Source organism: Psychrobacillus sp. FSL K6-1415, assembly GCF_038003185.1.
Lineage (GTDB): Bacteria > Bacillota > Bacilli > Bacillales_A > Planococcaceae > Psychrobacillus > Psychrobacillus psychrodurans.
Map to the genome: position 1 here is coordinate 751,721 of NZ_JBBOOQ010000001.1, position 13,854 is coordinate 765,574.

14 protein-coding genes are annotated in these 13,854 nt (G+C 37.6%); all 14 read left to right on the forward strand.

Annotated elements, in window-relative coordinates; translation table 11 throughout:
• The first annotated feature begins 4 nt into the window (after positions 1-4).
• The 14 genes from MKY60_RS03685 to argC all read left to right on the forward strand — a co-directional run bounded on the left by MKY60_RS03685 (position 5) and on the right by argC (position 13,847).
• A complete protein-coding gene (locus MKY60_RS03685) occupies positions 5-385 on the forward strand; it encodes a hypothetical protein (RefSeq protein WP_340928596.1) in 381 nt (126 codons plus the stop codon).
• A gap of 242 nt (positions 386-627) precedes the next feature.
• Positions 628-1,068: a transcriptional regulator gene (locus MKY60_RS03690; RefSeq protein WP_093493867.1), complete on the forward strand. Its 441-nt coding sequence runs from the start codon at positions 628-630 to the stop codon at positions 1,066-1,068.
• A 628-nt stretch (positions 1,069-1,696) separates the two neighbouring features.
• Positions 1,697-2,509 (forward strand): flagellin N-terminal helical domain-containing protein, encoded by an 813-nt coding sequence (locus MKY60_RS03695; protein ID WP_241595174.1) that lies wholly within the window; start codon positions 1,697-1,699, stop codon positions 2,507-2,509.
• Between the two features lie 116 nt (positions 2,510-2,625).
• Positions 2,626-3,999: a S41 family peptidase gene (locus MKY60_RS03700; RefSeq protein ID WP_241595177.1), complete on the forward strand. Its 1,374-nt coding sequence runs from the start codon at positions 2,626-2,628 to the stop codon at positions 3,997-3,999.
• A gap of 16 nt (positions 4,000-4,015) precedes the next feature.
• On the forward strand, positions 4,016-4,696 hold the full coding sequence (locus tag MKY60_RS03705; protein ID WP_241595179.1) for a hypothetical protein: 681 nt from the start codon (positions 4,016-4,018) through the stop codon (positions 4,694-4,696).
• Complete coding sequence (locus tag MKY60_RS03710; RefSeq protein ID WP_241595181.1) at positions 4,693-5,952, forward strand: efflux RND transporter periplasmic adaptor subunit; 1,260 nt, start codon at positions 4,693-4,695, stop codon at positions 5,950-5,952. Before MKY60_RS03705 ends, MKY60_RS03710 begins: the two co-directional genes overlap by 4 nt.
• 604 nt (positions 5,953-6,556) lie before the next feature.
• Positions 6,557-6,814, forward strand: a complete 258-nt coding sequence (locus MKY60_RS03715) for a YhdT family protein (protein WP_340928599.1) — start codon at positions 6,557-6,559, stop codon at positions 6,812-6,814.
• On the forward strand, positions 6,814-8,262 hold the full coding sequence (gene panF, locus MKY60_RS03720; RefSeq protein WP_241595183.1) for a sodium/pantothenate symporter: 1,449 nt from the start codon (positions 6,814-6,816) through the stop codon (positions 8,260-8,262). The genes MKY60_RS03715 and panF overlap by 1 nt, the downstream gene beginning before the upstream one ends.
• Positions 8,263-8,277: 15 nt before the next feature.
• On the forward strand, positions 8,278-9,180 hold the full coding sequence (locus tag MKY60_RS03725; RefSeq protein ID WP_340928601.1) for a DMT family transporter: 903 nt from the start codon (positions 8,278-8,280) through the stop codon (positions 9,178-9,180).
• 185 nt (positions 9,181-9,365) lie between these two features.
• Positions 9,366-9,740: a hypothetical protein gene (locus MKY60_RS03730; protein WP_340928603.1), complete on the forward strand. Its 375-nt coding sequence runs from the start codon at positions 9,366-9,368 to the stop codon at positions 9,738-9,740.
• 445 nt (positions 9,741-10,185) lie between these two features.
• Positions 10,186-10,860, forward strand: coding sequence for a hypothetical protein (locus tag MKY60_RS03735; protein WP_340879052.1), 675 nt, complete (start codon positions 10,186-10,188; stop codon positions 10,858-10,860).
• A gap of 184 nt (positions 10,861-11,044) precedes the next feature.
• Complete coding sequence (sigI, locus tag MKY60_RS03740) at positions 11,045-11,794, forward strand: RNA polymerase sigma-I factor (protein WP_340928605.1); 750 nt, start codon at positions 11,045-11,047, stop codon at positions 11,792-11,794.
• On the forward strand, positions 11,791-12,669 hold the full coding sequence (locus tag MKY60_RS03745) for an anti-sigma factor domain-containing protein (protein ID WP_340928608.1): 879 nt from the start codon (positions 11,791-11,793) through the stop codon (positions 12,667-12,669). Before sigI ends, MKY60_RS03745 begins: the two co-directional genes overlap by 4 nt.
• Positions 12,670-12,812: 143 nt before the next feature.
• A complete protein-coding gene (argC, locus tag MKY60_RS03750) occupies positions 12,813-13,847 on the forward strand; it encodes an N-acetyl-gamma-glutamyl-phosphate reductase (RefSeq protein WP_340928609.1) in 1,035 nt (344 codons plus the stop codon).
• Positions 13,848-13,854 lie beyond the last annotated feature (7 nt).

Here is a 13,854-nt window from a genome sequence, read left to right on the forward strand (position 1 = left end):
ATAAATGGGAGTGGTAGCTATCAAAAGAATACAATTTTACATACCGTCTTTATTTGAGTTTCAGGATAATCATTCAAGGGGAAATAAGGAAAAAATAAAAGTCATTGGTGTTAAGAAAAAGTATATTGAGTATTTTAGTGGATATCGTGAAAAAGAAATGACACATATTGATCAAATTGTTGCGGAAGATTTCACTGTTTATGATTTACTACTCGATTGTGAAGCTAACCTATTATCTTTTTATTTAGAACATGAAGAGCAGTCAAACCAAACAAAAGTACTTGAAAAAGTATTTCAAACGTTTATCTTCGAATACAACGAGCAATCCTTTGGCTATTTTACAATAGCAAAAGGAAAGAATAGACCAAGAACTCTAGTGAAATAAAATTATCTTTCAAAAGCGGATGCATATTGCATTCCTTTTTTTATGAGAAACATCTCGGTGCCAATGTGGAAGACTCTTCCGTTTAGCAAGCAAATAGTGATAGGGGGAAGTATCTAGGTGGGGAAAACAAGTAAATCATATTTTGCTTGCTAATTATATTTTTAATGCCATTAACTACACGAAAATGAGAAAATGTGATAAACTAAAAGTAATCAGAAAATTCTATTAAAGGAGAGGAGAATATGATACTAGTACAACTAATGAAACCATTTTATACGAAGTTTGAAGGAAACAGCATTAAGATGGTATTTGCCTATCAGTATTTTTCCATAAGGAAAGATGATGAGCTATTTCATTTTATACCAGTGGAGGGCAAAGAAATTATTTTAAATGCACAAACGTTGCAGGTGGAGAATTTGTCGGAAGTATTCGTATTTCAAAAAGGGAACAGGTTTATAAGATTGCCGCTCTATCAATTATTGCTTGTGTCAGATATTCATACACATTTACAAACAATTTTAGAAGAAGCAAACCAAGTCGATTCACAGGAAGTCTCAATTGAAGGAACCGAGGAAATCATCCAATTACTAGTACAACAAAACGTAGAGCGCATGATTGACTTTGCTTTGACAACTAGAGATGAGTCATTATTCAACACACTGCTAATGTATAAAGAACACTAATGGGGGCTGTTACATTGTATAACATTATCAATTAGAAAACACCTAACGAATAGGAATATTTCGATAGGTGTTTTTATGTGCATTCCAATTTAAAGAGATGAGAAGAAGTAAAGGAACAACACAAAACCACTTGATCCAAGTACCCCAAACAAAATGTCCCCCCAATTTAATCCAAACTTGTCGATTTTCATTTACAAAAGCTCCTTTCCTGTCAATTTCCCGGGAAATAACTCGATTATTATATTTGTCGTAAAGCTATCTCAAAAGTTACATTTATTCTTCCCAAATCCGTAAAGAATTAATCGTTATCAGACAATTTATTTCGTAGAGTTCTAGAAAGCTAAAAGAATTTTCAATAAAGGCGATATAATGAATAAAGGGAAGCAACAGTCAGATTTTTCTTAATTTGAACTTTGGCAAATAGCATCGCATCGTGTGGCAATACTCGAGTGACCAACATCGTGCTGGTCTGAATAAGTTTGGATTTTACGGTGAGTTGATCGCAAACTCAACCCTTGAAGTGAGAGTCTTGCTATAAAGAGGACGTATTGTTGCCAAAGAACGTGGTTATTTAAATAGAAATGACGGTTTTCATACGAGATAACTGGACCAAAAAGGAGCTGATATAATGCTTGGAAATTGGAATGCTACTGGACTATCTATTTTACGGAACATGAACTCTCAATGGGCACAGGTAAATAAGTCGATGGAACGCATTTCTTCTGGATACCGTATCAACCGAGCAGGTGATGATCCTGCAGGTCTAGCTATCTCAGAAAAAATGCGTGCCCAAATTCGCGGACTGGGACAAGCAGCAAGGAATATCCAGGACGGGATTTCCCTTGTCCAAACTGCAGAGGGTGCTCTAAATGAAACTCATTCTATTTTACAAAGGATGAGAGAACTAAGTGTTCAATCCGCAAATGATACGTTAACCGACAAAGATCGAGATCAATTAGCATTAGAATTCGAAGAACTAAAAAAAGAAGTAACAAGAATTTCAAAAGATACTGAGTTTAATACAAAGCCGTTATTAGATGGATCTCAAACCTCTCTTAAAATTCAGGCTGGTGCAAATACCGGACAATATATCGAATTGTCATTTGGCAATATGGGGTCCACCAGTATTGGTATACAGGATTTGTCCATTTCCACGAGAGATGATGCAGATAAGGCGATGGGAGAACTAGATAAAGCAATTCAAAAAGTATCGAATGAACGCTCTAAAATGGGAGCTTATGCAAATCGAATGGAACACGCCTACAATAATGCAGTTAATATGGAAGAAAATCTGACTGCAGCAGAATCTAGAATTAGAGATGTAGATATTGCAAAAGAAATGATGGCGCTCACTAAAGCTAATATATTAATGCAAGCCAGTCAATATGTTCTAAGCTTGCATATGCAACAAGCACAAGGTGTTCTGCAACTACTCAAATAATCAGGTGAGGCAACTGTTGTTATTGACGGTTGTTTTATTAATTGTATAGAAATTTATGCAGTTTTAGTAAGTTTCAGTTAAGATAGGTTTATAGATACATAAAAGGGGGAAATGGGATGAAGAGGTTTACTGTCCTAGCGGTAATCATTATCGGGTTGATCTCAGCGCCGATTTCTTCATTAGCGACACCGCTAGATGAAGTAAAAAATTTAGTTAGAGTGCACTATAAAGGAGAAATACCCTCTAGTATAGAAGAAATAGATTCTATTGATGATATAATGGAGCAGTTAGATCCATACTCTACCTATTTTACGAGAGAAGAATTTGAGGCGTACACGAACTCTATTAATAACACAACGACTGGAATTGGTGTGACGATTGAAGAACATGTGACTGGAATTCAAATTGTCAGCACATTTGAAGGAGGAGCAGCACAGCAAGCTGGTATATCACCTGGTGATATTATTCTTTCAATCGATGGTATATCTACAACAGGTATGGCAATTCAACAAGCTTCCTCGATCATTACGGGTAAAGAAGGAACCACAGTCCAGCTACAGGTTTTGAAAAGCAATAATACGAAAGAAATGTATAACTTAATACGTAAGAAATTTACGATTCCTGTCGTAACAAAAGAACTCTTAGCAGGCAATATTGGGTATATAGGGATGAATTCATTTTCAGATAATGGAACAGTCCTTGTTCAAAAGGCAAAAGTTGATCTACAAAAGCTGGGTGCGACTTCTTTTATACTAGACTTGCGCAATAATGGCGGAGGATATGTACATACAGCAGAAGAACTTATTGGACTATTTCCTAACAGTCCTGATGCATTCAAAATAATTACAACTAGTGAGTCTACTTTAACTAAATCGACGAAGCAATCCTCGTTATTTCCTGCGAATACAAAAGTACTAGTAAACGGATATAGTGCGAGTGCGTCCGAAATGACTGCAGCAGCGCTATTAGACCAAAACTCAGCATCTCTATACGGGCAGAAGACTTATGGAAAAGGTTCGATGCAATCATTTTTTAGTCTTTCTGACGGATCTATATTAAAGCTGACGATAGCGAATTTCACAGGACCAAAGGACACTATTATTCACAAAACTGGAGTAAATCCGCACTTTGTAACTGAAGTTGGACACGAATTAGTAAAAGCACATAGAGATGCATTAATAGAAGTAAATAAAAACTATAAAAAGATGTCCGCATTACATAATTTACCAACAACGAAACAATTTACCATTACTTTTTCCAGCAATGTAGTACAAAATGCAACGCAAAAAGTGGAATTAGTAAAACTAGGAACTACCAATACCGTTCCTGTCACAATTGACCTAAAATCATCGAAACAGTTCGTTGTCACACCAACAGCACCGCTAGAAAAAGGGGCAGCCTATCTACTACTCATCCATCCGACTTTCCAATCGAATGCAGGAATCATGATGAAAAATGGTGCTTATGTGGAAGTAACTGTTCAACCATAAGAGGGGGAACACTGGAATGTTTTTTGAATTTCGATTTTGGAAATACCTTTTTAATAGAAATGATCTCATTGTATCGTTAAAAGAAGATGCAACGATGCGAGGATTTCAGAGTCGCGTATGGTTCGTAGCAATCTTTGGAATCCTATTATTTGCCCTACGAGACATTTGGGGATTACATACGGAAGAACTAACGGCTCTTTTTGTCAACGGCTACGAAGATACTTTTACGATTGCTAGAATTATATCTTTAATAGGAACTATCTTTTGGTCTTTACTATACATGGGCTTTCATTTCTTTGTAATTGCGTTTATCTTACATAAAATTACACAAGTGGAATTATCAAAAGTAGCTATACTACAATTATTCGTCGTAGCATTTCTATTAATGGAAAAAGCAATTAACTATTTCTTATATGCTGTTGTAGGCTATGCAACGGACTATTCGGTCCTTTCATTTGGTCCACTAGCAGCAACATTTATAGAACAATCGTATGTCAATTATTTCTTTAACGAATTATCCCTAATTACAGGGTTAATAATCGCTATTCAGTTTCACTTTTTACGAGCTTTTACTGCGATGTCCACTCGTAATCTATTTCTACTATTACTAGGAATTCAAATGATTTTGGCCTTAATCACAGCGGGCTTTGAAGTACTCCCAATTGAATTATGGATTGAAGGAGGGCAAACCAAATGAATAAATGGTTAACTATTGGTATATCCATAGTTGTCTCTACCTTTATCGGCGCGAATGCAATCCTAATCTATTCCGATAAAAGCCAAATCAGTCGAACATTTTACGTTAGTGAATATAACGTTGTGCATGAAAATACGTATGCACAAGAACTAGAAAAAGAAGCTATAGTAGTTCCTACAAATGAGGTAACTGTTACGATAGATGTTGAAGCTATTGATGATTTCATTGTCATGGAGGGGGACCCTGTGGAGGAAGGTACTGACCTTGCCACACTGCGGACTGATTCTGCTGAAGACCAACGTTTATTATGGGAAACAGAGCAGCAGGCATTTATGCAGGAGCAGTCAGAGCTGCATACCATTATTAGTGATCTGGAATCAGAGCGTTCTCGAGCAGATTCAAGTTCCTCAGGAGATGGTCAAGCAACTGGAGGAACGGCAGATGAGATCGTGGATGTAAATGTTCAAGTCGACGTCAATGTAACCCAAGACGGTAACTTTGCTCATGGTATAGCTGAAGCAAAGCAAAAACTGGCTGAAGTAGAACGTAAACTTCAAATCGTCGATGCACAGCTAGCACAAGATTCATCCCAACTTTCTTTATTAAGCCCAATAAGTGGTACTGTTTCGACTATCGAAGAACGCAACGGCAAATATTTCATACACTTATATGCAAATGAAAAATCCGTCATCACTTACGTAAAAGAGTCGGAATGGCACGACATTCAAGAAGGTCAATTAGTGAAAAACTACTCAACCCACCGTGAAGGAGTAGTAGAAGGAAGCGTATCGAGCAAAACACAGGTACCCGCAAACGCATCTAAATGGCTCACAGCATACGAACAATTTGAACATAAAATTGACGAACCTGTTTACGAAGTTCGTGTTCAGCTAGCAGAACAACTGGAAACCTTGCCTTTTGCGGCAAATCTTAACTCAGTAATCATAACGAACCATGCAGAAAATGCAGTACAAATAAAATCGAATTGGCTACTAAACCGTTCCAAAAAAGTAGCAGAAGTATACACACTCACAAGTGACGGAAAAATCGCCCGTACTCCTGTTACCGTCCCATTCGATCTAAAACAACATGCCATCCTATCTGAAGGACTAAGCAATGGTAATGTCGTCCTCAATGCAGACCAAAAAACAGACGACGCAGAAGTATTCCTACCATTTCCAATAGACCTTCCGACCTGGAACAGTATAAAATCTGTCAGCTGGAAAGACTACGTAAAATACTTAACTTATAAATAAATACGAACCGGAGAGCATTACGCTTTCCGGTTTTAATCTGTATGAGAGGGACTTACGTTTATACAAGGGAACCTAGCAAGAGTCCCACATATCAGTGTGAGCAATTTTATGGAATAATTATCCTGAACGCAAGTAAACTTGATACGAGCGCAAGTAATTAAAGTCCATCCGCAAGTATTTAATATTTGAAAGCAAGTAAACATACGTTGCACGCAAGTTAACAACAGTCGAGAGCAAGTAAACAATGAAATTGGTGTTTTTACGAAAGCGAATCAATCCAAATGAGAATGCAACGGTTATAAGTGAGTGTCCCACATCTCGATCTCGGTGTGAGCAATTTTATGGAATAATTATCCTGAACGCAAGTAAGCTTGATACGAGCGCAAGTAATCAGAGTCAATCCGCAAGTATTTAATATCGAATGCAAGTAAACATACGGTGAACGCAAGTAAACAATCATCGAGAGCAAGTAAACAATGAAATTGGTGTTTACACAAAAGACTAAATCCTCTCCATCCTCCATCTTTTCACCTCCCCCTATTAACAACTGAATTTATCTTAGTTATACTAGAGTGAATCAATATGAACGGTAGGAGTGGTAGAGATGGATCCTAGATTTAAGATTGCACATCGGGAGGCACTGATTGGTGTTGCGCTCGCGATTGTGCATTTTATATGGTGGTTTGGCTTTGCTTATGGGCTTGGTTCAAAGCCGGTAGAGGAGTATTCGTATATTCTTGGTTTTCCAGATTGGTTTTTTTATAGCTGTATAGTTGGTTTTATCCTCGTGGCAATTACCGTTATTGTACTTGTGAAATTTGTGTTGAAGGATGTTTCATTAGAAGATGAGGGGGATGAATGATGAATATACAAGTAATCATCCCAATGGTTATCTTTCTTGCGATTATTTTTTTCATTGGCTTTTGGTCAAGTAAGAAATTAGAATCGTCGTCAGGTGGCTTTTTACAGGAGTACTTTTTAGGTGGGCGTGAGCTTGGAGGATTTGTGTTGGCCATGACAATGGTTGCAACATATGGTAGTGCCTCGAGTTTCCTAGGGGGACCAGGAACTGCATACACAATGGGCTTTGGCTGGGTATTACTTGCGATGACACAAGTAGTGACGAGTTATTTTGTCCTGCTTATTCTTGGGAAAAAGTTTGCTATTCTAGCTCGAAAATATAATGCCATTACACTAATCGATTTTCTGAAAGTGCGCTACAGCAATAGTAAAGCGGTTGTATTACTTGCAGCTGCTAGTATCATTATCTTTTTGTTTTCCGCAATGACAGCTCAGTGGGTTGGTGGCGGTCGTTTAATCGAGTCACTAACTGGCATGAAGTATACAACAGCATTATTTATTTTCGCTGTGTCAGTACTCGTTTACGTAGTCATCGGTGGTTTCCGAGCAGTGGCGGTGACGGATGCTGTCCAAGGTGGAGTTATGGTCATTGGGACGCTCGTGCTACTGATCGCAGTCATTATCGCCGGCGGAGGAATACCGAATATTATGCAAGACCTTTTGAACGAAAATCCAAACTTGGTTACTCCATACGGTAATGAAGGCAATTTATCTGCCGCCTATGTATCATCATTTTGGATACTTGTAGGAGTCGGGGTTGTGGGACTACCACAAATGGCAGTCCGTGCAATGTCTTATAAAAATACACGGTCGATGCACCGCGCGCTAGTAATTGGAACACTTGTCACTGGTTTTATTATGCTGAATATGCATCTTATCGGAATTTTTGCTCGCCCGGTAATGCCGGGGATTGAAGTGGCAGACACAGTGATTCCGCTTGTTGCACTGAAAGTATTACCTGCATGGCTTGCTGGGATAGTACTTGCTGCTCCACTTGCTGCAATCATGTCAACGGTAGATTCCCTTCTCATTCTAGTGAGTTCTTCTATTGTAAAAGACGTATATATTAACTATATAAACCCAAATGCAACCGAGAAAAGAGTAAAAAACTTAAGTTTTGGAGTAACAACACTGTTAGGTACTATTGTCTTTTTATTAGCATTGAACCCACCAGAACTATTAATCTTCTTAAACTTATTTGCTTTTGGTGGACTTGAGGCAGCCTTTATTTGGCCAATTGTGCTAGGCTTGTATTGGTCATACGGCAATAAATACGGAGCAATCGCATCGATGATTACTGGAATCGTTTCCTATATTGCACTCCATTTTTACAACGAAGCATACGGCAATCTATTTGACATACATACGGTGGTAATACCGGTTGTCCTATCGCTAATTGCCTATGTGTCATTCAGTTTATTGATCAATAGAAAAAAATATATATACTAATAAGGAGATCCTCAAATGAAACACTGGAAAATATACGTAATGCTCGTATTTGTCATGTTCGCTTGGGGAGCTAACGTACCATTACTCAAGTTTATGGTGGAAGAAGTCCCACCCGTAACACTGACTGCATTTAGAATACTAACGGCGGGCTTAGTAGTAGTGCCAATTTTATGGGAAATGAAACTACTGCGTAAACCAACGTCCAGTGAATGGAAATACATTTTACTCGGAGCATTCAGCAATGTAGTAGCTCATCACTATTTCTTAAATATGGGATTATCCATTACAAGTGCAACCCACGGTGGATTAATATTAGGAACTGGACCTATGCTGACAGCAATATCAGCAGCGATCATTTTGAAATATTTCCCTTCAAAATTGCAGTGGTTAGGACTAGTGTTTGGTCTAGCTGGCATTGCAGTATCGATCCTAGTTGGAAGTGAAACTATGGGAGCAAATCTAGGAGATTTCTATGTATTCCTAGCGATATTTGTTCAAGTATTAAGTTTTATGGTGGTAAGTAAAGCTTCTAAAACACTGGACCCAAGATTACTCACAGCTTATATGCTATTAATCGGTGCAGTAATCCTACTTATCATTAGTCTCATTCAAGAGCCCGGTGCAATTAAACTATTTGCAGAAACCACACCGTCCTTTTGGTGGATTTTCTTTGCTTCTGCTATCGTATGTACGGCAATTGGCCATCTTATATACAATTATGCTGTAGGACAAGCTGGTGCAACAAAAGCAGCGATATTCATGAATTTAAACCCTATGTTTGCATTAATTCTTTCTGCGTTATTTTTGGGAGAGGTGTTACACCTTAATCATTTCTTCGGACTTGTCTTAATCGTAGCGGGTGTCATGCTAGGTTCAGGAGCCGTAGAAGATTTATGGAAAAAACGAAAACAAAGTTGAAAAAATGATACTTTGACCCTATTAATAGAGCTTAAATGTAATTCAATAGTATCGAGTTAGAATTACGAAATCATGTTGAAAGGTTATATTTTGTGTCCTTCTAGGTGCAAAGTGTCCATATACACAAGGAATCTTATAGCCTATACTTACATAAAGGCTACTTTGCAAAAGGGGCGAGCAAGAAAATGGACTTTCAAGAACTATTAAAACAACTAAATAAATGCATAGATAGCTTAGATTTAGTATCAGCTAGAAAGTATATTGAAGAAAATATAGATATATTAACAAAAAATAGACAACTTTTACGTGGCAACACTAGAGCAATGTTTGACCTCATCAAACAGAAAAAAGATACAGGTGAAAAATCATTAAGCCGTCACGAAATGACCGTAATCTATTCCATAAACACATACGCTACTAAATTTGACCTCACAGGACTCAAACTAGTAGTAAACAACAACCCGGAATTATTTCTGAATGAAGAAATAAATCAATACTTAAATGCAGATGCCAAAACACTACTTCAAGGCATGAAAGTACTCCACAAAAATGAAATATAATACACCATAAAACGGACGCTAAACTCGCGTTCGTTTTTTTATGATAAGGAAATGGATAAATATCCCGTTCCGCAAGTAAAAGCCACTTCTCCGCAAGTAAACCAATCCAAAGAGCAAGTACCCACATCATGAGAGCATGTGTCCACCAAGCGACCGCAAGTATACCAGCAGAAGAAATGCCCTTAACAAGTACACCACCAATAATCTGGATAAATATCCCGTTCCGCAAGTAAAAGCCACTGCTCCGCAAGTAAATCAAGCTAAAGAGCAAGTACCCACATCACGAAAGCAAGTAACCACCCACCAACCGCAAGTAAACCACCAACAAATCGCAACTAAAAATAAAATTTATCCATCCGACCCCCATAAAAAAGACAAGCCCCTCGAATAATTAAGTGTCCGAACAAAAAGGGCAAATTCAATACGAGGTGATGAGACAATGCAGATGAAATTCAAGAAAACTGGAGCAGCACTACTAGTAGCAACAATGACGGTAACTGGAGCAAGTTATGCGTGGGCAAACGAAAATCTGTTTGATACGGTAGATTTGAATGAAGTACTTAACCAAAAAGAAACTGAAACTGTTGAAGCACCGAAAACATCTACACCAGACACTGTCACACCTGTTGTTACAACTGGCGATTCAGTAGGATTGGATATTGAAATTCCAGAAGGATACACAGCTGGAAACTTAGCAGCACTATCCAAAGCTTATGAAAATGCCGGAAATGAGACTGCTAAAGCGGCAATTAAACGTAATGCAGAACGTGCCATTGCAAAATTTGAAGCAAAACAAGCAGAAACAACAGAACCTATCAAAGAAGAAGAACCAAAACAGGAAGATCCTATAGTGCAGCCCCCTGTGACGGAACAGCCGAAAACAGAGGAACCTGTTGTTGAAACTCCTATAGAAGAACCTGTTAAAGAAGAGCCAGTTGAAGAAAAACCTGTAGTAGAACAACCAAAAAAAGAAACTAAACAAGCTGAAAAAGAAGAGAGAAAAGCACTACAACAAGAACAAAAAGAAGAACGTAAAGCACTACAAGCTGAGCATAAAGAAGAAAAGAAAGCTTTAAAGGAAGAACACAAAGCTGAAAAACACGAAAACAAAAAGAACTAAGACCAAAAATAAATCCATTTCAAATAAAACACTATTTTTAAATGATGAAATAAATCGTGTAGATACTTTTCATTTCGTCTAATAATCTATGAAAATATAAAAACAAAAATAGGACCGCTTTTCATTCTCCACTCAGCTAAAGTATAATGGTAGGCTAAGGGAAACATGGGAACGGAGGGTATGTATGCTCTTGTCAATTGTGCAGGGTCTATTCAAAACAAAACCAAAACAAAATATGCAAGAGCTTATAACGAAGGCGCAGGCAGGTGATAAGGAGGTTTTAAACGACCTCCTTCTTGCCCATACCCTTTTTTTGAAAAAAACAGCTAGTTTCATATGTAAAAGAACTATTGATGAGCAGGATGAGGAATTCAGTATTGCCTTAAATGGATGTCATGAAGCGATAAATGCATATAATCCAACTGAAAATGCGTCTTTCCAAACCTTTGCACACTTAGTTATAAAAAGACGAATCACAGACTTTATTCGAAAAGAAACAGTCCGACATAAAAAAGAACTACTCTTCGATGGCAGTGAAAATAATTCGGAGGATGAACATTTTTTATTAAAGCAGCATGCAGTAACTACATATTCAGAAGAACAATATACGGAGTCAAGACGGGAAGAACTAATAAAATATAGCAAACTATTAACCAGCTTCAACTTGTCATTTGACGAACTGACAAAAGCAGCACCTAAGCATAAGGACGCCAGAAAAACAGCCTTTCAAATTGCTCAGATTATTGCTGACTCAGAAGAGTTATACGAACTATTAATAAAAACTAAAAAACTACCTTTGAAAGAAATAGAAGCACTAGTAGAAGTATCGAGAAAGACACTTGAACGGCAACGAAAATACATCATTGCTGTCGTACTACTATTAAACAGTGACTTCGTTTATATAAAAGACTACGTGAAAGGAGAAATCATATGATGCGCAACTATAGAGGCGTTGTTTGCGAAAAGAAGTCGACCTATACCATTTTTCTTACAGAAGATGGTGAATTTCTTCGTGGAGTTCCACTTATTGCAGACGTTCAAATAGGTGAAGAAGCAGAGTTTCATTTAATTGCTTCGGCCAGAACTAAAAGACCTATGAAACCAATTTTCATAGCGCCAGCTTTAATAGCAGCAGTCCTCCTCATATTTTTAGTTGCATCATGGTTTCCCAAGAACACTACTGCCTATGCCTACATACATGTGGAAGGTGATTCGACTATTGAAATTGGGGTAGACGAGGAAGGTAATGTCATGTCCCTACACCCATCTACAGGTACAACAGAAGAATGGGAAGGTCAATCAATCGACTTGGTGTTAGCAAAAGCAGTAGAACGAGTAAGTACTGACAAGAAAGAACTTGCCGTCACCACCGTTTATGAAAAAGAAGATAAACCGAAGCTCAAAAAACAAATTGAAAAAGCGGTCCAGGAAGTGAAAAAAGAAAAACCTTCTTCATCAAAGAATCCTATTGAACCAAAACCAAAAAACGTTCAACCTAAAGAAGAAAAAACAAAAGCTCCCGGACAAATTAAAAAAGAAGAAAAATCACCAAACCCAAATACACCAGCAACAAATAAAGAGCAAAAGATTCCACCAACTGAAAAACCAGTAAACAATAAGGAAGCTAAAGATAAACCGAAAGACAATACAACACAACCAACAAAAGAAACTAAACCAACAAATAATGCTAACAATATTCCAGGTCAAGAAAAGAAAAAGAACGAAGAAAAAGTAAATAACAAATCAAATAACGGAAACAGTTCTAATAAAAACAATGGCAATGGTAACAATAAAAATTCAAATAACTAATTACAACTCTCCTTTGCAAAAGTAAAGGGGAGTTGTTTTCTTTTATTCATCAGATAAATATTCAGCAAATAACAAAAAATACAATTGACTTTATAATTATGCAGTATTATACTAGTCATTATCTTACTGTTGAGGTGATAGGTATGAAAATAGGAATTATAGGAGCAACGGGTTATGGTGGTCTGGAATTGATAAGGCTATTGCATAATCATCCGGAAGCCCAGTATATTGATTTATTCACTTCTTCAGAAGAAGGAATACAATTTTCGAATAAATATACACATTTAATGAATATTTACGACCAAGCGCTTCTACCAATCGAACATAATAGACTAACAGAATACGATGTTATTTTTACGAGTACTCCCTCAGGGGTATCTTCCGAGATATTGCCTTCTTTAATAGGAAGAGGACCAAAGCTTATCGATTTATCTGGTGATTTCCGTTTGAAAAATCCAATAGACTATGAGCAGTGGTACCAAAAAACACCGGCTCCTCTAGACGCAATTGATAGAAGTGTTTATGGTCTAACAGAGTGGAATGAAGCCTTAATTAATCAAGCAAGTCTAATCGCAAATCCAGGATGCTATCCTACAGCAGTACTGCTTTCATTATTGCCCCTATTAAAGGAAAACTTAATCGACGGGGAGAATCTCATTATAGATGCAAAAAGTGGTGTGTCAGGAGCGGGGAACAAACCGTCTCAAATGACGCACTTTAGCGAAACAAATGAAAACACTGCTATATACAAAATACATCAACACCAACATATACCGGAAATCGAACAGGCAATCAGTATGTTTGCAGGTATAACATCACCCATAACTTTCACGACCCATCTTGTCCCAATGACTAGAGGAATTCTAGCGACAAGTTATGCATCTCTGAAGCCAAACGTTAGTGAGAAACAACTGATAAACGCATTAAAAGAGACATATGCCAACCATCCATTTGTCCGGATCATTGAACAATCGAACAAATTCGGTACCAATCAAGTATACGGCTCAAATTTCTGCGATATTCACGTGAAAGTCGACCTGCGTACAAATCGTGCAACAATCGTTTCGGTCATTGACAACCTCGTAAAAGGAGCAGCCGGCCAGGCAATTCAAAATATGAATGTGCAATTTAATCTCAACCAAACGACAGGTCTTCAGCAAGTCCCACTATTCATTTAGACAGAGG